The 24092-nt window shown below is 71.6% G+C and carries 24 protein-coding genes and 1 pseudogene; 10 read left to right on the top strand and 15 right to left on the bottom strand.

The features are described from left to right. The 6 genes and pseudogenes from ureC to ELX43_RS04500 form a co-directional block, all read right to left on the bottom strand. Positions 1-1740, bottom strand: a complete 1740-nt coding sequence (ureC, locus tag ELX43_RS04525; protein ID WP_127782321.1) for an urease subunit alpha — start codon at positions 1738-1740, stop codon at positions 1-3. Beyond that, on the bottom strand, positions 1737-2144 hold the full coding sequence (locus tag ELX43_RS04520) for an urease subunit beta (RefSeq protein ID WP_127782320.1): 408 nt from the start codon (positions 2142-2144) through the stop codon (positions 1737-1739). The genes ureC and ELX43_RS04520 overlap by 4 nt, the downstream gene beginning before the upstream one ends. A 55-nt stretch (positions 2145-2199) precedes the next feature. Further along, positions 2200-2982 carry a hypothetical protein gene (locus ELX43_RS04515; protein ID WP_127782319.1) on the bottom strand — a complete coding sequence of 261 codons (783 nt, stop codon included), beginning with the start codon at positions 2980-2982 and terminating at the stop codon, positions 2200-2202. 1 nt (position 2983) lies between these two features. Then, on the bottom strand, positions 2984-3289 hold the full coding sequence (locus ELX43_RS04510) for an urease subunit gamma (RefSeq protein WP_127782318.1): 306 nt from the start codon (positions 3287-3289) through the stop codon (positions 2984-2986). Next, a pseudogene (locus tag ELX43_RS04505) lies at positions 3286-4923 on the bottom strand (hypothetical protein); the annotation flags it as partial. The pseudogene ELX43_RS04505 and the gene ELX43_RS04510, both read right to left, overlap by 4 nt. 176 nt (positions 4924-5099) lie before the next feature. Then, on the bottom strand, positions 5100-5657 hold the full coding sequence (locus tag ELX43_RS04500) for a hypothetical protein (RefSeq protein WP_241249782.1): 558 nt from the start codon (positions 5655-5657) through the stop codon (positions 5100-5102). Between the two features lie 125 nt (positions 5658-5782). On the opposite strand from ELX43_RS04500, the gene ELX43_RS04495 reads away from it, so the two are divergent. From ELX43_RS04495 to ELX43_RS04450, 10 genes are all read left to right on the top strand, one after another. Continuing rightward, positions 5783-6655: an endonuclease/exonuclease/phosphatase family protein gene (locus tag ELX43_RS04495; protein ID WP_127782317.1), complete on the top strand. Its 873-nt coding sequence runs from the start codon at positions 5783-5785 to the stop codon at positions 6653-6655. Positions 6656-6818: 163 nt separating this feature from the next. Next, positions 6819-7493: an isochorismatase family cysteine hydrolase gene (locus ELX43_RS04490; RefSeq protein WP_127782316.1), complete on the top strand. Its 675-nt coding sequence runs from the start codon at positions 6819-6821 to the stop codon at positions 7491-7493. A 54-nt stretch (positions 7494-7547) separates the two neighbouring features. Beyond that, positions 7548-8885: a cytosine permease gene (locus ELX43_RS04485; RefSeq protein WP_127782315.1), complete on the top strand. Its 1338-nt coding sequence runs from the start codon at positions 7548-7550 to the stop codon at positions 8883-8885. A 25-nt stretch (positions 8886-8910) separates the two neighbouring features. Beyond that, positions 8911-10371: an amidase family protein gene (locus tag ELX43_RS04480; RefSeq protein ID WP_206518107.1), complete on the top strand. Its 1461-nt coding sequence runs from the start codon at positions 8911-8913 to the stop codon at positions 10369-10371. After that, positions 10368-11411: a formamidase gene (locus ELX43_RS04475; RefSeq protein ID WP_127782314.1), complete on the top strand. Its 1044-nt coding sequence runs from the start codon at positions 10368-10370 to the stop codon at positions 11409-11411. The genes ELX43_RS04480 and ELX43_RS04475 overlap by 4 nt, the downstream gene beginning before the upstream one ends. A 371-nt stretch (positions 11412-11782) precedes the next feature. Continuing rightward, a complete protein-coding gene (locus ELX43_RS04470; RefSeq protein WP_127782313.1) occupies positions 11783-12025 on the top strand; it encodes an acyl carrier protein in 243 nt (80 codons plus the stop codon). A gap of 114 nt (positions 12026-12139) precedes the next feature. Then, a complete protein-coding gene (locus tag ELX43_RS04465) occupies positions 12140-13063 on the top strand; it encodes a manganese catalase family protein (RefSeq protein WP_127782312.1) in 924 nt (307 codons plus the stop codon). A gap of 112 nt (positions 13064-13175) precedes the next feature. Continuing rightward, positions 13176-14012: an SDR family oxidoreductase gene (locus tag ELX43_RS04460; protein ID WP_127782311.1), complete on the top strand. Its 837-nt coding sequence runs from the start codon at positions 13176-13178 to the stop codon at positions 14010-14012. Between the two features lie 40 nt (positions 14013-14052). Then, positions 14053-14769, top strand: coding sequence for a hemerythrin domain-containing protein (locus tag ELX43_RS18165; RefSeq protein WP_127782310.1), 717 nt, complete (start codon positions 14053-14055; stop codon positions 14767-14769). A 39-nt stretch (positions 14770-14808) separates the two neighbouring features. After that, positions 14809-15243 carry a VOC family protein gene (locus ELX43_RS04450; protein WP_127782309.1) on the top strand — a complete coding sequence of 145 codons (435 nt, stop codon included), beginning with the start codon at positions 14809-14811 and terminating at the stop codon, positions 15241-15243. A 6-nt stretch (positions 15244-15249) separates the two neighbouring features. On the opposite strand, the gene ELX43_RS04445 is transcribed toward ELX43_RS04450, so the two are convergent. The 9 genes from ELX43_RS04445 to ELX43_RS04405 all read right to left on the bottom strand — a co-directional run bounded on the left by ELX43_RS04445 (position 15250) and on the right by ELX43_RS04405 (position 24036). Next, complete coding sequence (locus tag ELX43_RS04445) at positions 15250-15765, bottom strand: GNAT family protein (RefSeq protein ID WP_127782308.1); 516 nt, start codon at positions 15763-15765, stop codon at positions 15250-15252. Between the two features lie 21 nt (positions 15766-15786). After that, positions 15787-16200 carry an arsenate reductase ArsC gene (locus ELX43_RS04440; RefSeq protein WP_127782307.1) on the bottom strand — a complete coding sequence of 138 codons (414 nt, stop codon included), beginning with the start codon at positions 16198-16200 and terminating at the stop codon, positions 15787-15789. After that, entirely contained in the window at positions 16197-17300 is a 1104-nt protein-coding gene (gene arsB / locus ELX43_RS04435) for an ACR3 family arsenite efflux transporter (protein ID WP_127782306.1), read from the bottom strand. Before arsB ends, ELX43_RS04440 begins: the two co-directional genes overlap by 4 nt. Further along, entirely contained in the window at positions 17297-17632 is a 336-nt protein-coding gene (locus ELX43_RS04430) for a metalloregulator ArsR/SmtB family transcription factor (protein ID WP_127784674.1), read from the bottom strand. Before ELX43_RS04430 ends, arsB begins: the two co-directional genes overlap by 4 nt. Positions 17633-17704: 72 nt before the next feature. After that, positions 17705-18385, bottom strand: coding sequence for a sirohydrochlorin chelatase (locus tag ELX43_RS04425; protein ID WP_127784673.1), 681 nt, complete (start codon positions 18383-18385; stop codon positions 17705-17707). Then, the gene (locus ELX43_RS04420; protein ID WP_127782305.1) at positions 18382-19530 is read right to left on the bottom strand and encodes a uroporphyrinogen-III synthase; all 1149 of its coding nucleotides are present in this window, start codon (positions 19528-19530) and stop codon (positions 18382-18384) included. The genes ELX43_RS04425 and ELX43_RS04420 overlap by 4 nt, the downstream gene beginning before the upstream one ends. Positions 19531-19559: 29 nt before the next feature. After that, positions 19560-19985 (bottom strand): nitrite reductase small subunit NirD, encoded by a 426-nt coding sequence (nirD, locus tag ELX43_RS04415; RefSeq protein ID WP_127782304.1) that lies wholly within the window; start codon positions 19983-19985, stop codon positions 19560-19562. After that, positions 19982-22546, bottom strand: coding sequence for a nitrite reductase large subunit NirB (gene nirB, locus ELX43_RS04410; protein WP_127782303.1), 2565 nt, complete (start codon positions 22544-22546; stop codon positions 19982-19984). The genes nirD and nirB overlap by 4 nt, the downstream gene beginning before the upstream one ends. Then, a complete protein-coding gene (locus tag ELX43_RS04405) occupies positions 22543-24036 on the bottom strand; it encodes a nitrate/nitrite transporter (protein ID WP_127782302.1) in 1494 nt (497 codons plus the stop codon). The genes nirB and ELX43_RS04405 overlap by 4 nt, the downstream gene beginning before the upstream one ends. Positions 24037-24092: the final 56 nt, after the last annotated feature.

The raw sequence follows: 24092 nt of genomic DNA, 5'->3' as shown, positions 1-24092 counted from the left end.
TCACACCAGGTAGAAGAGCTGGCTCAGCGGCAGCGTGCGCGCCGGCTCGATGGTGGCCGGGGCGCCGTCCAGGGTCACCTGGTAGGTCTCCGGGTCCACCTCGATCACCGGGGTTCCGCTGTTGCGCACCATGTCCTGCTTGCTCACCGTGCGGCAGCCGCGCACGGCCACCACCCGGCTGGTCAGCCCCAGCCGCTCCGGCACGCCGGCGTCCAGGGCCGCCTGAGAGGTGAAGGTGATGCGGGTGTGCGCCACCGCCTTGCCCAGCGCGCCGAACATCGGTCGGTAGTACACCGGCTGCGGGGTGGGCAGCGACGCGTTGGGGTCGCCCATCTGCGACCAGCAGATCATCCCGCCCTTGATGATCAGCGCCGGCTTGGCGCCGAAGGAGTCGATCGGCCACAGCACGATGTCGGCCAGCTTGCCCGGCTCCAGCGACCCGATGTGGTCGGCGGTCCCGGTGACCAGCGCGGGGTTGATGGTCAGCTTGGCCACGTAGCGCAGCACCCGGAAGTTGTCGTTGCGCGAGGTGCCGTCGGCCGCGGTGTCCTCCGGCAGCGGACCGCGCTGGTCCTTGCAGTGGTGGGCGGTCTGGAACGCCCGCGTCCACGACTCCCCCACCCGGCCCATGGCCTGGGAGTCGGAGGAGATGATGGAGATGACCCCCTCGTCGTGCAGCACGGTCTCGGCGGCGATGGTCTCCGCCCGCACCCGGGAGTCGGCGAAGGACACATCCTCGGGGATGTTGTGGCTGAGGTGGTGGCACACCATCACCATGTCCAGCAGCTCGTCCACCGAGTTCACCGTGTAGGGCAGCGTCGGGTTGGTGGAGGAGGGCAGCACGTGCCGCTCCCCCGCCACCCGCATGATGTCGGGCGCGTGCCCGCCACCGGCGCCCTCGGTGTGGAAGGTGTGGATGGCGCGGCCGTCGATGGCGGCCAGGGTGTCCTCGTAGAACCCGGACTCGTTCAGGGTGTCGGTGTGCAGCGCCACCTGCACGTCGTAGGCGTCGGCCACCTTCAGCGCGGTGTCGATGGTGGCCGGGGTGGCGCCCCAGTCCTCGTGCACCTTGAGCCCGCAGACGCCGGCGACGACCTGCTCCTCCAGCGCCTCCGGCAGGGAGCCGTTGCCCTTGCCCAGCAGCCCGACGTTCACCGGCAGGTCGTCCACCGCCTGCAGCATCCGGGAGATGTTCCACGGGCCCGGGGTGCAGGTGGTGCCCTTGGAGCCGTCGCTGGGCCCGGTGCCGCCGCCGATGAGGGTGGTGATGCCGTTGGACAGCGCCTCCTCCACCTGCTGCGGGGCGATGAAGTGGATGTGGCTGTCGATGCCGCCGGCGGTGGCGATGAGGTGCTCACCGGCGATGACGTCGGTGCCCGGCCCGATCAGCAGGTTCGGGTGCACCCCGTCCTGGGCCTGCGGGTTGCCGGACTTGCCGACGCCGACGATGCGCCCGTCCCGGATCCCGATGTCGCCCTTGACCACCCCGAGCACGGCGTCGAGCACCACCACGTTGGTGATCACCAGGTCCAGCGCTCCGGCGGCGGAGGTGGCGGCCGGGTCCTGCGCCATGCCGTCGCGGATGGCCTTGCCGCCGCCGTACACCGACTCGTCACCGTGGGCACCGCGGTTGTGGTCGTGCTCCACCTCCACGACGAGGTTGGTGTCGGCCAGGTGGAAGCGGTCGCCCACGGTGGGGCCGTAGAGGTCGGTGTAGGTGCGCCGCGGCAGCGTGGTCACTGCTGCACCTCCGCAGCCTCGAGCTCGCCGTCGGAGGCACCCAGGAAGCCCAGCGCCTCGGCTCGTCGCAGCGCCGCGGCGCGGATGCCGGGCTTGTCCAGCGCACCGTCCACCAGGTTGCTGAAGCCGATCAGCCGGCTGGTGCCGCCGTAGCTGCACAGCGCCACGTCGCGGGTGTCACCAGGCTCGAAGCGCACCGCGGTGCCGGAGGCGATGTCCAGGTGCATCCCGTAGGCCGCGGCACGGTCGAAGTCGAGCTCCCGGTTGGCCTCGAAGAAGTGGTAGTGCGAACCCACCTGCACCGCGCGGTCGCCGGTGTTGCTCACCCGCACCGTGGCCGTGCGCCGACCGGCGTTGATCTCCACCGGCTCCTCGCCGTAGAGATACCTGGCACCTGCTGACATCGTCGTGAGCTCCTTGGTCGTGGGTCGCTGGTGGTGAGTCGCTGGTGGTGAGTCGCTAGTGGTGGCTGTGGGCGGGTTCAGCGCCGTGGCTGTGGGCGTACCCGTGGCCGTGCTCGGCGTGCAGGGCGGCCTCGATCCCGGTGTGGCCCAGCACCAGGTGGTCCAGCGCCGCGGTGACGCGCGCCGTCACCACCGCCTGCACCGCGGCGGTGCTCAGCAGCGGCCCGCCGTCGTGCACCGGCACTCCTGGTGGCGCGTCCGCGGTGGGCGCCGGCCCGAACGCCGCGGGCACCACGGTGACGCGTCCGGCCCCCAGCACCGCGCACCGGCGCAGGCCCTCGGTCACGTCCGGGTCACCGCCGGCCAGGGCCACCTCCACCCAGGGGTGTGGTCCGTGCTGGCGGACCAGGCGGGCCACCCGGAACAGGTCAGCCTCGTCGAACGGCCCGCTGGCCGCGGCCGTCACCAGCAGCGCACCCCGGTCGCCGGGCCAGCGCGCGGCGGCCCCGGTGGCCGCGGCGCGCAACCAGCCCACCAGGTGGTCGGGGGTGCCGAACGGCTCGGTCAGCGCCAACCGTCTGGTGTCCGCGTCGTCCCCCTGCCACCGCAGGGCTCGGGCGGCCTCGGCCACCAGTGCCGGGTCCCGGCCCAGGGTCATCGGCACCACGACCACCGGCCCGCTGCTCTCGCGCAGGACGGCCCGCACCGCCGCCCCGAGCTCGCGGCCGGCCCGCACCGCCACCGCGCCGGGGACCAGCCCGAGCAGGTCACGGCCGTGCGCGCTCTCGTGCCCGCCGACCAGCACGACGCTGGCCACGGCCGGGGCCGCAGCAGCCAAGCTAGGCCCCCACCGGGTCGTGGCAGGAGACCAGCTTGGTCCCGTCCACAAAGGTCGCCTCCACCTGGATGAGGGCGGCCATCTCGCGCACCCCGGGCATCACCTCGTCGTTGCTGACGACGTGCTTGCCCAGCTCCATGCACTCGGCGACGGTCTTGCCGTCCCGCGCACCCTCCACGATGGCTTCGCAGATCAACCCGACCGCCTCGCTGTAGTTCAGCTTGACGCCGCGGTCGCGGCGCTTGCGGGCCAGGTCGGCCACCAGGTGGATGTGCAGCTTGTCGATCTCCCGCGGGCTGAGGTTCATTCCTGGGACCGTACCGCTGGACTCGTCCTGCTCGACTGCTCCGGCAGCACGTGTGCGCCAGTCTTGTCCGTGCTGAGCATGAGCGAGCTGATGTACTGCTTCTCCCCGTTCGGGCCGGGCACCGCCGAGGCGATCATGTCCGGGCGCTCGAACTCGGTGCCGGAGAGGTGGCAGAGCAGCGTCTCCCCGGAGGGGTTGCCGTGCTCGTCGAACATCGGCAGGTCGATGCCGTCGTCGGTGCGGCGCAGGTAGTACTTGCCCTTGGTGGCCACCGCGAGGATCGGCGGCATGACCAGGGCGATGAGGATGGCCACGATCGGCGAGTACGGCTTGATGGTGTCGCCGAACGCTCCGAAGAAGACGGCGATGGAGATGCCCGCCGAGAGCAGCATGGAGACGAAGCCGACGGGGTTGACGTTGTAGAGCATCCCGCGCCGGAACTCCGGGACCATCGGCGAGAGCTTGAGCAGGTACTTGTTGATGGCGATGTCCGACGCCACGGTGATCACCCAGGCGATGCCGCAGTTGGCGTAGAAGCCCAGGATGGTGTTGAGGAAGTCGAACATGTTCGCCTCCATCAGCACCAGGGCGATGCCCAGGTTGAACAGCACGAACACCAGGCGCCCGGGGTAGGTCTTGGTCACCCGGGTGAAGGAGTTGGTCCACGCCAGCGAGCCCGAGTAGGCGTTGGTCACGTTGATCTTGATCTGGCTGATCACCACGAGCACGACGGCCAGGGTCATCGCCAGCCAGTGCGGGACCATGTTCTCGTAGGTCTCCAGGAACTGGTGGACGGGCTGGTTGGCCGTGGCGGCGCCGTCGGCGACGTTGGCGATGAGGTAGACCGCGAGGAACAGGCCCAGGATCTGCTTGATGGCGCCGAAGATGACCCAGCCCGGTCCGGCCAGCAGCATCGCCGCCCACCACCGGCGGGAGTTCTCCGGCGTCTTGGGCGGCATGAACCGCAGGTAGTCGATCTGCTCGGCGATCTGGGCGATGAGGGAGAGGCAGACACCGGCGGCCAGCATCACGGACCCGAAGTTGACGCCCTCGTTGCTCTCCCCGCTGTATGCCAGGAAGGTCCCCACCGAGTCGGGGTGCTGGATGACGAGGTAGCCCACCGGCACCACCATCAGGACCAGCCACAGCGGCGTGGTCCACACCTGCAGCGTGGCCAGCGTGTTCATCCCGTAGATGACGAGCGGGATGACCATCAGGGTGGACACCGCGTAGCCCAGCCACAGTGGGATGCCCAGCCCCAGCTCCAGGCCCTGGGCCATGATCGAGCCCTCGAGGGCGAAGAAGATGAAGGTGAACGTCGCGAAGATGACGTTGGTGACCACCGAGCCGTAGTAGCCGAACCCGCTGCCGCGGGTGATCAGGTCGAGGTCGATGTTGTACCGCGCCGCGTAGTAGGACAGCGGCAGCCCGCTGAGCATGATGACCACCGCGAACACCAGGATCCCCAGCAGGGCGTTGCCCGTGCCGTAGGAGATCCCGATGTTCGCACCGATCGAGAAGTCGGCCAGGTAGGCGATCCCCCCGAGGGCCGACGTGGCCACCACCCCGGTGCTCCAGCGGCGATAGCTGCGCGGGGCGAACCGGAGGGTGTAGTCCTCCAGCGTCTCGCGCATCTTGTCCGAGCCCTGCGGCAGCCCCGCTGCCGTCACCCCACCCGTTGCGACCGTGTCGCCCTTGCTCGTCGTCATGACCGCGAAACCTAGTGACGGTGTGTTGCCTGTCCGTGTCTCCTTGTTTCCGATGCGTAACGCCTGTGCCGATCGGACACATCAGTCACGGGCGATTCGGGCTAGTGCTGGCGCGCGGCCTGCCACGACGGCGGATTCGTCGCCAGCGCGTCGGCCACGGCTCCGGTGACAAATGCGTAAACCGCCTTGTGCAGCACGTCCACCACCAGCTCCCGACGTGGCCACGTCCACGGTGGCGCACCCTGGCCGGTGACGTTCTCCAGGGTCTGGTCCAGCGACAGCCGGATGACGGTGAAGGCTGCCGACGCCCGCGGCCCCCGGAGCCCGCCCTCGGCCATGACGCCGCGCCAGGCACCGAGCAGGATGGCCTGCCCGGTGTGCATCCCCAGGTTCATCAGGTGCCGCTCGGAGTCGGGGCTCTGCGGGCGGCCGAGCAGCCGCTCGAGGGTGTGCGCGGGCATGTAGGAGTCGGGCCGCCCGGTGAGGCGCTGCTCCACCTTCTCCCCCAGCGTCATCACCGCCACCCCACAGGCCCCGGCGAACAGGCCCTTGGCGACCCCCAGCCCGACCCGCCGCCCCACGTCGATCGGCTCGGTGTCGTCCTGCCGGGTCCAGCGGATCTGCTTCAGCCCGGACCGACGGTGCCAGCTGTGTGCCATGAGCGTGCATCCCTCCTGCTCAGCGGTGACCGGTCTGGCGCGACCGGCCCCGTTCGTGCGCACCAGTTTTCTGCACCAGCGAGTCCCCCGCACGCCAGGGGGCGGGTCGACGATCATGGATCCCGATGAGCACTGCTGCGCCCGGGCACGACCCGCTGCTGGTCATGACCTTCAACCTCTGGCAGCTGCGGCTGCGCGGGTCACGCCACCGGGCCGAGCTGGCGCTGCAGGCGATCCTCGACGCGAGCCCGGACGTGGTGGTGCTGAACGAGGCGTTCAACCGACCGTCGCGCGCACTGGTGGCGCAGCTGCGTTCGGCCGGCTACCACTGCTCTCCCTACCTCGGTGGCGTCGGTGGGCGGTGGGCCGGGGTGAGCGGCCGACGGCGCGGGGTGCGCCGGCTGGTCGGCGGCGGGGTGTTCGTGCTCAGCCGGCTGCCGCTGCAGCAGTGCCACCAGCACGTCTACCGGGCCGTGCAGCGCCGCACCACCTCGTCGGTGCTGGAGAACAAGGGGGTGGTGCTGGTGGCGCTGGGCGGGGCCGGCGCCGGAACCTGGGTGGCGGGCACGCACCTGCAGGCCGACGAGCGCGGCGACGCCCACCAGGTGCGGATGGCCCAGCTGGCCGAGCTGCGCGCGCTGGTCACCGCCACCGTCCCGCCGGAGCACACCGTGGTGCTGGCCGGTGACCTCAACGTGGCTGCCCGCGCCACCGACGGCCGCTGGGCACAGGCGTGCCGCGTGCTGGGCGGGCTCACCCACGGCCAGCTCCACGAGCCCACCTTCGACGCCACCCGCAACCCGCTCACCGCCGCCCAGCACCCGGGAGTGCGGGAGGTGCTCGACCACGTCGGTGTGCTGCACCGCGACGGGGCGGCGCCCCGGCTGCGGGTCAGCAGCACCACCCTGGCCCCTGCCGCCGACCGCGAGGCCTCCGACCACTTCCCCGTCCTGGCCACCATCACCGCCACCGCCTCCAGCGGGTTTACCCAGCCGTAAACAGCATCCGGAGAGGACGTGTGCGCCCGTAACACGGACGTACGCGTCGCGAAACGCGTGCTCCCTACCGTCACTCGAGTCGACGCCGCAGACCCCGACACCGCCGACCGCGACACGGCTGCGCCGACGTCCTCGTTCTCTCCTCCCACGACTGTGAGCTGCCATGTCCACGATCGCCGCACACCCCTACGCCTGGCCGTACGACGGCGAGCTGTCCGTCGAGCGCACCGCCCTGGTCAACATCGACTGGCAGGTCGACTTCTGCGGCCCGGGCGGCTACGTCGACGCCATGGGCTACGACCTGTCCCTGACCCGGGCGGGGCTGCCCGCCACCCAGACGGTGCTCGCCGCCGCTCGGGCCGCCGGGATGCTCGTCATCCACACCCGAGAAGGACACCGACCGGACCTGTCCGACCTGCCACCGAACAAGCTCTGGCGCTCCCGGCAGATGGGGGCGGGGATCGGCGACGCCGGCCCGTGCGGGCGGATCCTGGTCCGCGGCGAGGTCGGCTGGCAGATCGTTCCGGAGGTCGCCCCGGTGGACGGTGAGGTCGTCATCGACAAGCCGGGCAAGGGCTCCTTCTACGCCACCGACCTCGAGCTGGTGCTGCGCACGCGCGGCATCACGCACCTGATCCTCACGGGCATCACCACCGACGTGTGCGTGCACACCACCATGCGCGAGGCGAACGACCGCGGGTTCGAGTGCCTGCTGCTCTCCGACTGCACCGGCGCCACCGACAAGGACAACTACGAGGCCGCCCTGAACATGATCACCATGCAGGGCGGTGTCTTCGGAGCCGTCGCCACCTCCGAGCAGCTGCTGTCCGCGCTCTGAGTCCAGCCCGCTTCCCTCTCCGCCCCTGCTCCCTTCCACTCCGAAGGACACGCCATGACTAGCACCGCCACCACCCCACCCGTCGAGCACGGCCTCGAGTCGGAGTTCGAGCACGAGCCGGTACCCGCCAGCCACCGCAGGTCCCTCGGCTCGGTCTCGGCCGTCTGGTTCGGCTTCCCCATGATCATCACCAACGCCATCTTCGGCGGCACCATCGTCTACGGGCTCGGCTTCTGGCGGGGTCTCGCCGCCATGGTGCTGGGCAACGTGGTGCTGATGGCCTACGTCGGCGCCCTCAGCTACTCCGCCGGCCGGACCGGCAAGAACTTCGGCCTGCTCGCCGCGGAGACCTTCGGCACCAGGGGTGCCACCATCACCGCCGGCTTCCTGTCCACCGTGGTGATCGGCTGGTTCGCCTTCCAGACCGGCCTCACCGGGGCCACCCTCAACGCCGCGCTCGGCTGGAACGAGACCGCGATGATCGCGCTCGCCGGGGTGCTCTACATCGGAGTCACCTTCATCGGCATCCGGGCGCTCACCATCATCGGCCTGGTGGCCGCTCCGCTGTTCGTCGTGCTCGGCGGGCTGGCGATCTGGTTCGCCACCCGCGACCAGGGCTTGTCCGGCATCACCTCCTACTCCGGCGGCGCCCCGGACGCCACCGTGCTCAGCATCGGCGCGGCCGCCACCATCGTCATCGCCGCCTTCGCCGACTCCGGGACCATGACCGCCGACTTCACCCGGTGGTCGCGCACCGGCAAGGAGGCTGTGCTGGCCGCCTTCTCCGCCTTCCCCGTCGCCAACTTCATCGCGCTGGTGGTGGGCGGGATCATCGTGGCGGCCGGCGCCGCGATCGACCCTGCGGTCAACGGTGGCGACTTCCTGTCCATCCTCACCGACCACGGCCCGGTGCTCACCTCGCTCGCCGTCGTCTTCGTGTTCGTGAACCTCGGCTCCGTGTGCACCCACTGCCTCTACAACGGTGCGGTGGGCTGGGGCCAGATCAGCGGTGGCCGCATGCGGGTGCTCACCCTGGGGCTGGGTGCCGTCGGCCTGGTCGCCGCCCTCGCCGGGGTCTGGAGCCACTTCTCCGAGTGGCTCAACCTGCTCGGCATCTTCGTGCCACCGATCGGCGCCGTGCTCATCGTCGACCAGCTCGTCCTGCGCAAGGTCCGCAACCGGGCCGTGCGCACGCTGCGCGTGCAGCCGTTCGCCGCCTGGGTGATTGGTGCCGCCGGTGCCTACGCCGTGCACCTGTGGGCGCCGCAGCTGAGCGAGGCGATCGCCGGCATCCTGCTGGGCGGACTGGCCTACCTGGCCATCGAGGGGCTCAGCCGCGGCCGGAGCTCCACCATGGAGACCGCAGCACCAGCGCCGGTACCGGCCGCGTGACCATCACCCCACCGAGGAGCCTGACGTGAACCCGAACGAGCTGCACGCCCTGCCGGCGACCGAGGTCGCCCGGCTCATCCGCACCGGAGAAGTCTCCGCGGTCGACGTGACCGAGGCCGCCCTGGACCAGATCCACACCCTCGACGACCAGCTGCACGCCTTCTGCGAGCTGACCGCCGACCAGGCCCGCCAGCAGGCCCGGGCCGTGGCCGACGCAGTGGCCCGCGGGGAGACCCTCGGACCGCTGGCCGGGGTCCCGATCGCGGTGAAGGACCTCATCGCCACCAAGGGCATCCCCACCCGGTGCGGCTCGCCCGCCTACCGAGACTTCATCCCCGACGAGGACGACGTCGTGGTGGAGCGCGTCAAGGCCGCCGGTGCGGTGGTCCTGGGCAAGACGACGGTGCCGGAGCTCGGCTACAGCGGCGTCGGGCACAGCCCGGTGTCGCCCACCGCCCGCAACCCGTGGGACCCGGCGATGACACCCGGCGGGTCCAGCGCCGGCTCCGGCGTGGCGGTTGCGGCCGGCATGGCACCACTGGCGCTCGGCAGCGACGGCGGCGGGTCCATCCGCATCCCCGCTGCGCACTGCGGGGTGTACGGGTTCAAGGCGTCCATGGGCCGGGTTCCGCTGTACCCGGGCTGCCGCGACGACCGATACCCCGGCATCTCCAGCTGGGAGAGCCTCGAGCACATCGGTCCGCTCACCCGCACCGTGGACGACGCAGCCTTGTTGATGTCGGTCCTCGCCGGCCCGGACCCCCGCGACCGGCACTCCATCCCGTGCGACGACGTCAGCTGGCTGACGGCACCGCGGGGCGGGATCAAGGGTCTGCGCGTCGCGTTCAGCGCCGACTGGGGCTACCTCGCCGTCGACCCCGCGGTTCGCGAGATCGCCGCGCGCGCCGCACAGGTGTTCGCCGACGACCTGGGGTGCGAGGTGGTCGAGGCCGACCCCGGCTGGGAGGACCCCTTTGAGGCGTTCTGGTCGCTGGTGGTGGCCGACACCGACCTCAGCGGCATGCGGGAGCTGGTGCGCCGGCACGGCCACGAGATGTCGCCGCACCTGGTGGAGCTGCTGGGCAAGCCGTGGACCGCAGAGCAGCTCACCGACGCCGACACCGCCCGCAAACGACTGGTGAACCACATGTGGCGCTTCATGGCGGACTACGACCTGCTGCTCACCCCCACCCTCACCGTGCCGGCGTTCCCGGTGCACGTGCAGGGCCCGGAGGTGGTGGACGGGCGCATGGTCCCGCCCACCGCCTGGCTCGGCTTCACCTCACCGATCAACATGACCGGCCAGCCGGCGGCGAGCGTGCCGGCGGGCTTCACCTCCGCCGGGCTCCCGGTCGGGCTGCAGATCGTGGGGCGCCACCTGGCCGACGCCAGCGTCCTGCGGGCCTCCGCCGCGTTCGAGGCCGCTGCCCCCTGGGCGCAGCGGTGGCCGACGCTGGCCCGCACGCCCGAGGGAGTGGCCGCATGACCGGCCTCGGTGGGCTCAACCCCTCACCCGGGGCGCTGGTGCTCGGCCTGGTGCAGCAGCAGGTCCCCGTGGTGGACGAGCCGGCTGACCTGCTGCGCACCGCGGAGAAGATCGCCGCGACGGTGCGCTCCGCCAAGGCCGGCCTGCCCACGCTGGACCTGCTCGTCTTCCCGGAGTACAGCCTCAACGGGCTCAACCCACAGTCGTGGGCTCGTGAGGAGATGCTCTGCGAGCTCGACGGCCCCGAGGTGCAGCTGTTCCGCGCCGCCTGCGCGGAGAGCTCGGTCTGGGGCTGCTTCTCGCTGATGGAGCGCAATCCCGACGGTGCGCCCTACAACAGCGGGATCATCGTCAACGCCGACGGCGAGATCGCGCTCTACTACCGCAAGATGCACCCCATGGTGCCGCTGGAGCCGTGGGAGCCGGGCAACCTCGGCATACCCGTCTGCGAGGGACCCGCCGGCTCCACGCTCGCGCTGATCATCTGCCACGACGGGATGCTTCCGGAGATGGCCAGGGAGGCGGCCTACAAGGGCGCCAACGTCATCCTGCGCACGGCGGGCTACACCGACCCGGTCCGCCACCAGTGGCGCATCACCAACCAGGTCAACGCCTTCACCAACGTGGCGTACACGGCGTCGGTCGCGCTGGCCGGCGCCGACGCCACCGGGATCTGGTCCATCGGTGAGGCCATGATCTGCGACGTCGACGGCGTGGTGCTCGAGCAGGGCGACAACACCCCCGACCGCATCGTCACCGGTGAGGTCGTCCCCGCCCGCGCCGACGCCGCTCGCCGCGGGTGGGGAGTGGAGAACAACATCTACCAGCTGGGCCACCGTGGGTACGTGGCCGTGCGCGGCGGTGCGACCGACTGCCCGTACACCTACATGACCGACCTGGCTGCACAGCAGTACCGCGTCCCGTGGGAGGACCAGGTCGAGGTGACCGACGGCACCGGCGCCGGGCACGGACCGCCGCGGGAGAAGGGCACCACCACGGCTACCCAGTCGGCCTCTGCTCCCCGGCAGACCACCGGCTAGCCGGCACAGATCGCATCGGCCCTCCACAGTGGACCAGCTTCGTCGGTGCACAGTGGAGGGTTCGAGCGAGCCCTTCCCCTTGCGCAGGACCGGACACTGGTCGGCGACAGCGTGGTGCCCCCGTCCCCGCGACGGGGGCACCACGCTGTTCTCATCCAGCGCTGCCCGCCCGCCGCTGGTACACAGGAGGCAGCCCGGCGGCCACGGTTCGCACCGCGTGGTTCCCGAGCCCAACGTCGCGGTCGAGCAGGCTGCCGCGCACGTGCCAGATGACGCCCGGTCCAGCGGTCCCGCCCCAGGGGCACCCCGGCTCCCGGCTCCGAGCGCCAGTGAACAGCTCCCGCAGAGCACTCACTGAAGGGCGAACTCCCATGGCCACCGGTGAAACTGGCTTCGACGACGTGTCGTTCGACCTGATCTCCCTCCAGTACCACTCGCTCAAGGCCGGGCACGACTACGGCCAGTACGTCCGCGATGCCCGAAACGCCGGGCGCGAGGACATCGCGTCCTTCTTCGAGGAAGTGATGTCGCAGGACTCCGCGCGGGCCGCGCGCTGCCACGACTTCCTCGGCGAGCTCAGCGGCAGCTCTCCGTCCGGCCCCGCGGTCAGCTGAGCTCCGGGCACCTTTCCCACTGTCTCCGGGTTCAGCACCGAGCTCGTCCAGCGCCGTTCGCGACGCAGCAGGGACAGGTCCTCGTCACCAGGCACCACCTTTCGGAGGTAGCTGATGTTTCTCCACACCAAGGGACTGCAGTTCGAGTGCAAGCCCGAGCAGGCCGACGCCCTCTACGCCATGAAGTTCCAGGAGATCCTGGGCGGACAGTTCGGCGAGATGACCGTGATGATGCAGTACCTGTGGCAGGGCTTCACCTGTCGGATGCCCGGCAAGTACAAGGACATGATCATGGACATCGCGACCGAGGAGATCGGGCACGTCGAGATGCTCACGACGATGCTGGCCCGCCTCCTCGAGGGTGCGCCCGCGGAGGTCGTGGAGAAGTCCGTCGCCGCCAACCCCGTGCTCGCCGCCGTCATCGGCGGCATGAACCCCCAGCACGCCATCGTCAGCGGTGGCAACGCCCTGCCCCGGGACAGCCAGGGCGTGCCGTGGAACGCCGGCTACATCGTCGCCAGCGGCAACCTGCTGGCCGACTTCCGCTCCAACGTGGCCGCCGAGGCGCAGAGCCGGGTGATGACCAGCCGCCTCTACAACATGACCGACGACCACGGGGTGAAGCAGACCCTGGCGTTCAACCTGGCCCGGGACACCTTCCACCAGCAGCAGTGGCTGCGCGGCATCGAGCAGCTCGTCGCCGATGGCCTGGTGGAGAGCGAGATCGAGACCAGCAACGCCGAGTTCGAGAACGAGGAGGCCGGCCGCACCTACTACGGCTTCGACCCCGACAGCCAGGCCCACGAGGGCATGTGGGCCAACGGTCGCACGATGCTCGGTGATGCCGACGTCAACTACGTGGTCAACCCTGCCCCGAGCGCGGACGACGGCATGCTGCCGCCGCCGGACCCCAAGCTGTTCGTCACCTACGACGGCAACGCAGGCACGCCCAAGACCGGCGACGCCGCCGGCGCGCACCTGCAGGGGGCGCAGAACGTGGTGAGCAAGGTGAAGGACAAGCTCACGCCGGACGAGTAGCCGGCGCTCCGGCACCTGAGCAGCCCTGCCCGGCTCCGGGTCGGGTCGTCCGCTTCCCCGCGTGGCGACCGGCCCGGAGCCGGCAGGGCCCCACCCAGCACCGAAGGACACGATGAACCAGCCAGCTCAGCAGCAGCCCCCGGGCACCGAGCAGGACCTCACCCCCAGGGCCGATCACGGTGAGCAGAGCTACCGCGGCTCGGGTCGCCTGGAGGGCAAGGCCGCCGTCATCACCGGAGCGGACAGCGGGATCGGCAAGGCCGTGGCGATCGCCTACGCCCGGGAGGGCGCCGACGTGGTGATCTCCTACCTCGACGAGCACGAGGACGCCGAGGACACCCGCAAGTGGGTGGAGGCGGCCGGGCGCCGGGCAATCCTGGTGCCGGGCGACCTCGCCGAGCCCGCACACTGTCGCGCAGTGGTCTCCCGGGCGGTCGAGGAGCTCGGCCGGGTGGACGTGCTGGTGAGCAACGCCGCCTTCCAGATGACCCACGAGTCCGTCGAGGAGATCCCCGACGAGGAGTGGGACCACACCATCGCGACCAACCTCAGCGCGATGTTCCACTTGGTCAAGGCGTCGGTGCCGCACATGCAGCCCGGTTCCTCCATCATCGGGACGACGTCGGTCAACTCCGACAACCCGGTGCCCACCCTGATGCCCTACGACGTGACCAAGGCCGGCATCGCCAACATGATCGCCGCGCTCGCCCAGCTGCTGGCCAGCAAGGGCATCCGGGCCAACAGCGTCGCTCCCGGCCCCATCTGGACGCCGCTGATCCCCTCCACCATGCCGCCGGAGCAGGTGGCGGAGTTCGGCAACCAGGTTCCGCTCAACCGCCCCGGCCAGCCCGCCGAGGTGGCCCCGGTGTACGTGATGCTCGCCTCCGACGAGGCCAGCTACGTCTCCGGCGCCCGGGTCGCCGTGACTGGCGGACAACCCATCCTGTGACCGCAGACCCGGCCGCACCACCGACTGGAGGAGACGTTCGATGACCACGTCCATCGCGCACCAGAGCATCGAGGAGCTGGGCGGGCCCACCAGCATCCTCGCCCGCCAGCGCTCCGACCACGAGCGCCTGGACCACCTGATGACCAGGGCGCGGGAGACCGAGGCGGCGGGGGGACTGGAGCACGAGCAGGTCCTGCGCGCGGTGGCGCGACTGGTGTTCACCCACGCGTTCGCCGAGGAGTCGGTGCTGTTCCCCGCAGCCAGGAAGGCGCTGCCCGAGGGCGACCCGCTCACCCTGGAGATCGAGGAGGAGCACCAGGAGGTGAACGAGGTGATGACCGAGCTCGACCGCTCCGAGCCCGGCGACCCGGGCCGCCACGCGCTGATGGAGCGGGCCTTCACCGTCCTGGACCAGGACGTCCGTGACGAGGAGGATCGCCTCCTGCCCCGGCTGCAGGAGCTGATGACGCCGCAGCAGCTGCGGGCGCAGGGCTGGCAGTGGTGGGCCCTGCGGCGCACCTCGCCCACCCGGCCGCACCCGATGGTGTCCCGGCGCCCGCCGGGTCAGGTGCTCTCGGCACTGCCCCTGACCGTGCTCGACCGCTCCCGCGACGCGCTCCAGGTGCTCAACGAGCGGACCGACCGCCGGATGAACCACCTCATCGGACCCGCCGACCAGGCACTGGCCACCGCCGCGGGTGCGGTGGAGCGACTGCCGATCATGCGCAAGGGCGACAAGGCACCCACCAGCCGCTAGCCCTTTCCCCGGGGTGGGGCTGTGGGTAGGTTGCGACGGGTGGAGCAACGCCTCAGCCTGATCTCGCTCGGCGTGACCGACCTGGCCCGGGCCCGCGACTTCTACGCCGCCCTGGGGTGGACCGGCCAGGAGGTGCAGGAGACGGTGTTCCTACAGGCCGGGGGCATCGGCGTGGTGCTGTGGAGCCGGGACAAGCTCGCCGCCGACTGTGGGCTGCCCGACGCGGGCCCGGGTGGGTTCGGCGGCATCGCCCTGGCGCACAACGTGCGCTCGCGCCCGGAGGTTGAGGAGGTGCTGGCGGCCGCCGCCGCGGCGGGCGCACGGGTCACCCGGCCGGCTGCGGAGACCTTCTACGGCGGCTACGCCGGGGTGTTCTGCGACCCGGACGGGCACGCCTGGGAGGTCGCACACAACCCCGGCTTCCCGCTGGCCGCGGACGGCTCGATCACCATCCCCGACCTCGGTCAGGCGTGAGCGCGCCTAGCCGTCGGTGAGCTCCTCGGCCAGCAGGTCCATCAGCAGGGCATCGTGCCAGCTGCCGTCGTTGCCGCGCTCGGAGCGGCGCAGGGTGCCCACCGGGCGGAAGCCCACCTTGGCGTAGCAGGCGATGGCCGCGGCGTTGTCCGCCGCCGGGTCGATCTCGATGCGGTGGTGGCCGTGGTCGTCGACGAGGTGGCGGGCCAGGGTCCGCACCGCGTCGGTGCCCACCCCGCGACCGTGCACCGCCGGGTCGAGGTAGACGTCGATGGACGCGTGCCGGTAGTCCGGCTCGGCCTCCTCGCCCCACTGGATCCAGCCGACCACCAGCCCGTCCAGCTCGACGACGTAGGGCGTGGAGCCCGCCTCGTCGAGGTCCTCGGCCACCGCCGCCGCCAGGTCCGGCCCGCCCCGCCACCGCTCGTGCACCTCGGGCGTCTCGCGGATCGGGACCAGCGCCGGAATGTCCGCAGTGGTCGCTGGGCGCAGCGTGACCTGGGAGCCGGAGAGCGTCGTCATCTCTCCACGCTAGGTCCAACCTCAGCCTGCGTGCTCCACGCCGAGCTCAGCCAGCAGCGCCTGCACCTTGGTGCGGATCTCGTCGCGGATGGGACGGACGGCCTCGACGCCCTGGCCGGCCGGGTCAGCCAGCTCCCAGTCGCGGTAGCTCACGCCGGGGAACACCGGGCAGGCATCGCCGCAGCCCATGGTGATCACCACGTCGGAGGTCTGCACGGTGTCCGGGGTGAGCACCTTCGGTGCCTGGGTGGAGATGTCGACACCGACCTCGGCCATCGCCTGCACCGCGGCGGGGTTGATCGTGTCGGCGGGGGCGCTGCCGGCGGAGCGCACCTCCACCGCGCCGCCGCCCAGCGCGGTGAGGAACCCAGCGGCCATCTGCGAGCGGCCGGCGTTGTGCACGCAGACGAACAGCACGCTCGGCCGTCCGCTCACGACGTGACCTGCGTGGTCGTGACGGCGCCGCTGACCGGACGCTCCCGGAAGCGCGTGCGCAGCGCCAGGGAGACGTACACCAGCGCCACCAGCACGGGCACCTCGATGAGCGGGCCCACCACCCCCGCCAGCGCCTGCCCGGAGGTGGCACCGAAGGTGGCGATCGCCACCGCGATGGCCAGCTCGAAGTTGTTGCCCGCGGCGGTGAACGCCAGCGTGGTGGTGCGCTCGTAGCCGAGGCCGACGGCCGCGCCGAACAGGTAGCCCCCGCTCCACATCACCGCGAAGTAGACCAGCAGCGGCAGCGCGATGCGCACCACGTCCCACGGGTTGTCGGTGATCTGCTCGCCCTGCAGGGCGAAGAGCACCACGATGGTGAACAGCAGGCCGTACAGCGCCCAGGGCCCGATCCGCGGGAGGAAGGTGTCCTCGTACCACTGCCGACCCCGCACCCGCTCCCCCAGCCGGCGCGACAGGAAGCCGGCCAGCAGCGGGATGCCCAGGAAGATCAGCACCGACCGGGCGATCTCCCACGGCGAGGCGTCGATGGTGGTCTGGTCCAGCCCCAGCCAGCCGGGCAGCACCGAGAGGTAGAACCAGCCCAGCACGGCGAACATGACCACCTGGAACACCGAGTTGATCGCCACCAGGACGGCCGCGGCCTCCCGGTCCCCGCAGGCCAGGTCGTTCCAGATGATCACCATGGCGATGCAGCGGGCCAGGCCCACGATGATCAGCCCGGTGCGGTACTCCGGCAGGTCGGGCAGCAGCAGCCAGGCCAGGGCGAACATCAGCGCCGGACCGAGGACCCAGTTCAGGATGAGCGAGCTGACCAGCAGCTTCTTGTCGCCAGTCACCGAGCCCAGCCGGTCGTAGCGGACCTTGGCCAGCACCGGGTACATCATGATGAGCAGGCCCAGCGCGATGGGCAGCGAGATGCCCTCCACCTGCACCTTCTGCACCGCCTCGGTGACGGCCGGGGCGTTGGTGCCCAGCACCAGGCCCACCACCATGGCCACGCCGATCCACACGGGCAGGAAGCGGTCCAGCACGGACAGCTTGCCGAGCACGGTCTCCTGCTCGCGGACGGGCGCGCTCATGCGGGCACGGCAGCGGCAGCCGGGGCACCGGTGGTGGGGCTGAGCACGCTGGAGAGCTGCTGCAGCGCAGCGGGAACCACCCAGTAGTAGACCCAGGTGCCGCGGCGCTCGCAGTCCAGCAGGCCCGCCTCGCGCAGCACCTTGAGGTGGTGGGAGATGGTCGGCTGGCTCAGCTCGAAGCTGGCGGAGATGTCGCAGACGCACGCCTCCCCGCCCTCGTGGCTGGCCACCAGGCTGAGCAGCCGCAGGCGCACCGGGTCGGCCAGCGCCTTGAAGCCGCGGGTGAGCTCCTCCGACCGCTGCCGGCTCAGCGGCTCGCGCACCAGCGGCATCCCGCACGCACTCTCATAGTTAGACACGCCTCTATATTGACCGACCGTGAACCAGCGGGCAACCGGGTGGGCTCAGTGCTCGGCGAGCGCGTCCGCGTAGCGTCGGCGCACCAGCTCCACCAGCAGCGGGTGCACCCCCACCGGCTCGGCCACCGCGTCCGCGCGCGCCTGGGCCAGGCGGGTGTGGAACAGCCCCGGCGCCAACAGGTACGGCGAGACCAGCACCCGTCCCGCTCCCTCGGCCCGCAGCCCGGCCACCACCTCGGCCACCGGCGGCTGGGCCGCCACCAGGTAGCCCACCGGCACCGGCGCCTGGAGCAGCTCGGCCAGCAGGTCCCCGGCCGCCCGCACGTCAGCCAGAGCGCGGTCGTCGGCCGAGCCCACGGCGGCGAGCACCACCGCCTCGCCGGGTTGCCAGCCCGCCTCGTGCAGCCGCGCCAGCTGGGCCTGGGCCAGCACCGGGTCCGGCCCCAGCGCCGCGGTCACGTGCACCTGCTGGTGCCCGCTGGCCCGCACCTGCGCCGGGACGTCGGTGCGCACGTGGTAGCCGGCGGCGAAGAACGCCGGCACCACCACCACCGGCTCGGTGAGCTCGGCCAGCACCTCCGACACCGTCGGCCCGAGCACGTCGGCGAAGGCCAGCCGCACGTCGGTGCCGTCGGCGGCCACCACGCTCGCCAGCTGCCTGGCGAGCTCGACGCCGCGCGGGTCACGCGTGCCGTGCGCGACCAGCAGCAGCACGGGTGCGCTCAGACCGGCTCCACCGCCAGCCGGTAGCCCCGCTTGACCACGGTCTGCACCAGCCGGGGCTGGCCGAGCGCGGCACGCAGCCGGCCCACCGCAGCCTCGACGGCGTGGGTGTCGCCGCTGTTGCCCGGCAGCTCGGCCAGCAGCTGCTGCATGGACAGCACCCGGCCGGGCTGGCGCGCCAGGGCGTGCAGCAGCGCCATGCCCGCCGGCGGCACCGCCTTGAGCTCGCCGTCCACCACCACGGCCTGGCCGCGGATGCTCACCTGTGCGCCGGCCACCTGCAGCTGCGGCACGCGGCTGGGCAGCTCGTCCACCAGGAAGCGGGCCAGCGCACCCAGGCGGGCCCGGGTGGGCTGTGCGGTGGGCACGCCGATGGCCTCCAGCGGTCCGGCGGTCACCGGTCCCACGCACGCCACCAGCATCCCGGAGCGGAGCGCGTCCCTCAGCTGGTCGACGATCCCGAGGTCCTTGGCGCGACTGAGCACGCTGGCCACCGCCGGGGCGCTGGTGAAGGTGACGGCGTCCAGCCCACCGGACGCGCAGGTCTCGATCAGGCGGTCCATCGGTGCCAGGTCGGCCGGCGGCAGCCAGCGGTACACCGGCACGGGCAGCACCTCGGCGCCGGCGTCGCGCAGGGCGGCGCAGATGTCGTACTGCACCTCCCACTCGGTGTTGGTGCCGTGCAGCTGCACCGCGATGCGCTTGCCGGCCACGCCCTCGGCCACCAGGTGCTCGGCCACCTCGACCGCCGACTCGCCCTGGGGTGACCACTCCTCGCGCAGCCCCGCCGCCCGGATGGCACCGGTGGTCTTGGGGCCGCGGGAGAGCACCCGGCAACCGCGCAGCGCGTCCACCAGCCGGCCGCTCTCGCCCCAGCTCTCGGCGGCGTCCACCCAGCCGCGGAAGCCGATGCCGGTGGTGGCCACGACGATGTCCGGCGGGTGGGCGACCACGGCCTCGGTGGCCTGCTCCAGCTCGGTGTCGTCGGCGACCGGGATGATGCGGATGGACGGGCCGTGCAGCACCGCGGCACCCTTGCGCACCAGCAGCGCGGCCAGGTCCTCCGCGCGGCGCGCAGCGGTGATCCCGATGGTGAACCCGGCAAGGGCTTGGGGCTGGCCGGAGGTGTCCTGCGCTGGTGCCGCCACAGCGTCCTCCGTCCTGGTTCGTGCGGGCGTCACGGCCCTGCTGTCAGTGGTGCCGCTGTCAGTGGTGCCGCTGTCCGGGGTGCCGCTGTCCGGGGCGCCCCGACCTGCACCGTCGCTCGTCCGGCACCAGTGTCCACGACTCGGACATCGTAGACGCGCACGGCGACCGTCTCGTCGTCCAGGCAGACCCCGGAGCGCAGCGAGAACACCTGCTTGAGCAGCGGGGACGCCACCGTGGGCTCGCCGTCCCGGTCACCGACCAGCCCGCGGGAGAGCACCGCGGCCCCGGAGAACGGGTCCAGGTTGCACAGCGCGTGCAGGCTGCCGTCGGCCAGCCGGAAGAGCGCGGCCTGCTTGCCGGTGGGCAGCAGCACCGCCACCCCTCGGCCCGGGATGAGGTGGTCGAGCGGGCAGGCGTCCACCCAGGTGGTGGCCGGGGTGTCCAGGACGGTCATCGCGCTGCCTCCAGCTGGGGGTCGGGAACGCTCGGCGAGCGGTCGTCGCGGCGGATGGGCAGCCCGAGCAGCACCGGCACCTTGCGGCCGTCGGCCTCGGTGAAGGCGATGGTGGGGTCGGGCTCGGCCGGGGCGTTGACGAAGGAGACGAACCGGGACAGCTTGTCGGGGTCGTTGAGCACCCCGGCCCACTCGTCGGTGTAGCTGTCCACGTGGGCCTGCATGGCCGCCTCCAGCTCGGCGCCGATGCCCAGGCTGTCCTCGCACACCACCTGCCGCAGGTGCTCCAGGCCGGTGCGCCCGTCGGTGCCCAGCGACTCCATCCACGGCGCGGTGCGCTGCAGCCGGTCGGCGGTGCGGACGTAGAACATCAGGTACCGGTCGATGTAGCTGACCAGGGTCGCGTCGTCGAGGTCCTGGGCCAGCAGCTCGGCGTGGCGCGGGGTGAAGCCGCCGTTGCCGCCGACGTAGAGGTTCCAGCCGTGGTCGGTGGCGATCACGCCGACGTCCTTGCTCCGCGCCTCCGCGCACTCCCGCGCACAGCCGGAGACGCCGAGCTTGATCTTGTGCGGCGACCGCAGCCCGCGGTAGCGGTTCTCCAGGGCCACGGCCATGGCCACCGAGTCCTGCACGCCGAAGCGGCACCAGCTGGAGCCGACGCACGACTTCACGGTGCGCAGCGACTTGCCGTAGGCCTGGCCCGACTCCATGCCGGCGTCTATCAGCCGCTTCCAGATGGCCGGCAGCTGCTCCACCCGCGCACCGAACATGTCGATGCGCTGGCCGCCGGTGATCTTGGTGTACAGCCCGAAGTCTCGGGCCACCTCGCCGATGACGATGAGCTTGTCCGGGGTGATCTCCCCGCCGGGCACCCGCGGCACCACCGAGTAGGTGCCGTTGCGCTGGATGTTGGCCAGGAAGTGGTCGTTGGTGTCCTGCAGCGACGCCTGCTCACCGTCGAGCACGTGCCCCGTGCCCAGCGAGGCGAGGATGGAGGCCACCACCGGCTTGCACAGGTCGCACCCCGCACCCTTGCCGTGCTGGGCGATCAGCGCCGAGAAGGTGCGGATGCCGGTGGCCCGGACGATCTCGAACAGCTCGGCCCGGCTCTGGGTGAAGTGCTCGCACAGCGCGGTGGACATCTCCACCCCCGCCGAGGCCAGCAGCGTCTTGAGCATGGGCACGCAGCTGCCGCAGGTGGTGCCGGCGCTGGTGCACGCCTTCAGGCCCGCAACGTCGCAGCAGCCGCCGGCGATGGCCGCGCCGATGGTGCCCTTGGTGACAGCGTTGCAGGAGCAGACCTGGGCGTCGTCGGGCAGCGAGCCCACTCCCACCTGCGCTCCGGCCGGGGAGATCAGCGCCGCGGGGTCGGCAGGCAGCGGGTGCCCGACCAGCGGGCGCAGCGTGGCGTAGGCGCTGCTGTCGCCCACCAGCACCCCGCCGAGCAGGGTCTGGGCGTCGTCGGAGACGACGAGCTTGGCGTAGGTCCCGGCGACGGCGTCGTTGAGCACCACCTCCAGCGCGCCGGGGGTGGCCGCCTGGGCGTCGCCGAAGCTGGCCACGTCCACCCCGAGCAGCTTGAGCTTGGTGGACAGGTCCGCGCCGGGGAAGCTCGCCTCGCGGTGCAGCAGCCGCTCGGCCACCACCTCCGCCGACGCGTAGCCGGGACCGACCAGCCCGTAGCAGCGGCCCTCGATGGCGGCGCACTCGCCGACGGCGTAGATGGCGGGGTCGCTGGTGCGGCAGCCGGTGTCCACCAGCACGCCGCCGCGCTCGCCGACGGCCAGGCCGGCGTCGCGGGCCAGCTGGTCGCGCGGCCGCACCCCGGCGGAGAACACCACCAGCGAGGCGTCGATGGTGCCGCCGTCGGACAGCCCGACGCGCAGCCCACCCTCGGGCAGCTCGGTGATCTCCTGGGTGCCCACCCCGGTGTGCACCGTGAGCCCGAGCTTCTCCACCAGGTTGCGCAGCAGCGCGCCGCCCCCGGCGTCCACCTGCAGCGGCATCAGCCGCGGCGCGAACTCCACCACGTGCGGGGTGATGCCCATCAGGTTCAGCGCGTTGGCCGCCTCCAGGCCGAGCAGCCCGCCCCCGACCACCACGCCGGTGGGACGACCCTGGGCCGCGGCCGCCTCAGCCGCGGCGCGGATGCCGTCCAGGTCGGCCAGGGTGCGGTAGACGAAGCAGCCGGCGGAGTCGCGTCCGGGCACCGGGGGCACGAAGGCCGAGGAGCCGGTGGCCAGCACCAGCGCGTCGTAGCCGAGCACCTCCCCCGAGGTGGTGGTGACGGTGCGCGCGGCGCGATCGATGGCCAGGGCGGTCTCCCCCAGGCGCACCTGCACCTGTTCGTCGCCAGCGTAGTCGTTGCCGGCCAGCGCCAGCGAGCTCGCGTCCCAGCCGCCCACGTAGGAGGAGAGGGCGACCCGGTCGTAGGCGGCCACGGGTTCCTCGCTGAGCACCGTCACCTGCCAGGTGTGGTCGACGTCACGCTCGCGCAGCGCCTCCACGAACCGGTGGCCCACCATGCCGTGGCCGACCACGATCACGGTCCGGCTGCTCATGCGACGCCGCCCCGGGCCGAACCGGCGGGCGTGTTGGCGGCGACGCTCGCGGCGGGCAGGGTGGGGCGGCGCAGGTAGATGGCCCAGGTGACCAGGGCACACACCGCGTAGAACCCGAGGAAGACCCAGAAGGCCATGGTCGCCGACTTGGCCGGGGAGTTGTAGGAGGCCCGCAGCACCAGGTTGATGGCCACCCCGCCGAGGGCACCCACCGAGCCGGCGATGCCGATCAGCGCCCCGGACATGGTGCGCGACCACGCGGCCGCCTCCGCCGCGGTGCCGCCGGCCTCGACCACACCGCGCGACTTGGCCTCGAAGATCGCCGGGATCATCTTGTAGGTGGAGCCGTTGCCGATGCCGGAGAGGATGAACAGCAGGATGAAGCCGACGACGAAGGCGACCATCACCGTGCCGCTGGCCGCCCCTGCGGCGCCGTCGTCCACCGTTCCGGCAACCACCAGCACGCCGGCGGCGGCGATCATCGACACGAACGTGTAGAGGGTGATTCGCCCGCCGCCGATGCGGTCGGCGAGCATGCCGCCGAGCGGGCGGGACAGCGAGCCCAGCAGCGGGCCGATGAAGGCGATCTGCGCGGAGTGCAGGGCGGCCTCGGCCTGCATGGCCGGCGTGGCCGCCACCGCCCCGCCGCCGGTGAGGTCGGCCAGGAAGTTGATCTGCAGCACCTGGCCGAAGGCGAAGCTGAAGCCGATGAACGAGCCGAACGTGCCGATGTAGAGGAAGGACATCACCCAGGCGTCGCGGAAGTGCAGCACGTCACCCAGCGAGCGGAGGTTCACCCGCTGGTTGCCCAGGTTGTCCATGAACACCGCGGCCCCGACGGCGGCACAGGCGATGAGCACCAGGTACACCGCGCAGACCAGCTCTGGGGACCGGTTGCCCGCGGTGGCGATGACCAGCAGGCCGATCAGCTGGATGGCCGGCACCCCGATGTTGCCGCCGCCGGCGTTGAGGCCCAGCGCCCAGCCCTTGAGCCGCTGCGGGTAGAAGGCGTTGATGTTGGTCATCGAGGAGGCGAAGTTGCCACCGCCCACCCCGGCGAAGGCCGCGATCACCAGGTAGGTGGTGTAGGAGGCGGGGTTGAGCATGAAGTACAGCGTGAGCAGGGTGGGCACCAGCAGCACCAGCGCGCTGAAGATGGTCCAGTTGCGTCCGCCGAAGCGCGCGGTGGCCACCGTGTAGGGCAGCCGCAGCACGGCACCGACCAGGGTGGGCACGGCGACCAGGAAGAACTTGCCTGCGGCGTCGATGCCGTACACCGACATCGGCATGAACAGCACCATCACCGACCAGATCGACCAGATGGAGAAGCCGACGTGCTCGGCGACCACCGACCAGATGAGGTTGCGCCGGGCGACGTTCTTGCCACCGGCCTCCCAGGCGGCGACGTCCTCGGCGTCCCAGTGCTCGATGTAGTGCTTGCGCCTGCGGGTCCGGCTGCCGCTCGCGTGGCTGTCCTGCGTCGTGGTCACTGTGGGCCTCTCCTCCTCGCGGGAGGCCCACAGTAGGGACGTCGTGTTGCGCCCAG

The sequence above is a fragment of the Rhodococcus sp. X156 genome (assembly GCF_004006015.1).
Lineage (GTDB): Bacteria > Actinomycetota > Actinomycetes > Mycobacteriales > Mycobacteriaceae > X156.
This window is presented reverse-complemented; position numbering and strand designations above follow the sequence as displayed.

Excerpts from the sequence above, each read along its gene's own strand:
- ELX43_RS04445 (WP_127782308.1), bottom strand. The coding sequence starts at position 15,765 with ATGACGACGCTCTCCGGCTCCCAGGTCACGCTGCGCCCAGCGACCACT.
- ELX43_RS04500 (WP_241249782.1), bottom strand. The coding sequence starts at position 5,657 with ATGGCACACAGCTGGCACCGTCGGTCCGGGCTGAAGCAGATCCGCTGG.
- ELX43_RS04495 (WP_127782317.1), top strand. The coding sequence starts at position 5,783 with ATGAGCACTGCTGCGCCCGGGCACGACCCGCTGCTGGTCATGACCTTC.
- ELX43_RS04470 (WP_127782313.1), top strand. The coding sequence starts at position 11,783 with ATGGCCACCGGTGAAACTGGCTTCGACGACGTGTCGTTCGACCTGATC.
- ELX43_RS04475 (WP_127782314.1), top strand. The coding sequence starts at position 10,368 with ATGACCGGCCTCGGTGGGCTCAACCCCTCACCCGGGGCGCTGGTGCTC.
- ELX43_RS04485 (WP_127782315.1), top strand. The coding sequence starts at position 7,548 with ATGACTAGCACCGCCACCACCCCACCCGTCGAGCACGGCCTCGAGTCG.
- nirB (WP_127782303.1), bottom strand. The coding sequence starts at position 22,546 with ATGAGCAGCCGGACCGTGATCGTGGTCGGCCACGGCATGGTGGGCCAC.
- ELX43_RS18165 (WP_127782310.1), top strand. The coding sequence starts at position 14,053 with ATGACCACGTCCATCGCGCACCAGAGCATCGAGGAGCTGGGCGGGCCC.
- ELX43_RS04460 (WP_127782311.1), top strand. The coding sequence starts at position 13,176 with ATGAACCAGCCAGCTCAGCAGCAGCCCCCGGGCACCGAGCAGGACCTC.
- ELX43_RS04465 (WP_127782312.1), top strand. The coding sequence starts at position 12,140 with ATGTTTCTCCACACCAAGGGACTGCAGTTCGAGTGCAAGCCCGAGCAG.
- ELX43_RS04510 (WP_127782318.1), bottom strand. The coding sequence starts at position 3,289 with ATGAACCTCAGCCCGCGGGAGATCGACAAGCTGCACATCCACCTGGTG.
- arsB (WP_127782306.1), bottom strand. The coding sequence starts at position 17,300 with ATGAGCGCGCCCGTCCGCGAGCAGGAGACCGTGCTCGGCAAGCTGTCC.
- ELX43_RS04430 (WP_127784674.1), bottom strand. The coding sequence starts at position 17,632 with ATGCCGCTGGTGCGCGAGCCGCTGAGCCGGCAGCGGTCGGAGGAGCTC.
- nirD (WP_127782304.1), bottom strand. The coding sequence starts at position 19,985 with ATGACCGTCCTGGACACCCCGGCCACCACCTGGGTGGACGCCTGCCCG.
- ELX43_RS04520 (WP_127782320.1), bottom strand. The coding sequence starts at position 2,144 with ATGTCAGCAGGTGCCAGGTATCTCTACGGCGAGGAGCCGGTGGAGATC.
- ELX43_RS04490 (WP_127782316.1), top strand. The coding sequence starts at position 6,819 with ATGTCCACGATCGCCGCACACCCCTACGCCTGGCCGTACGACGGCGAG.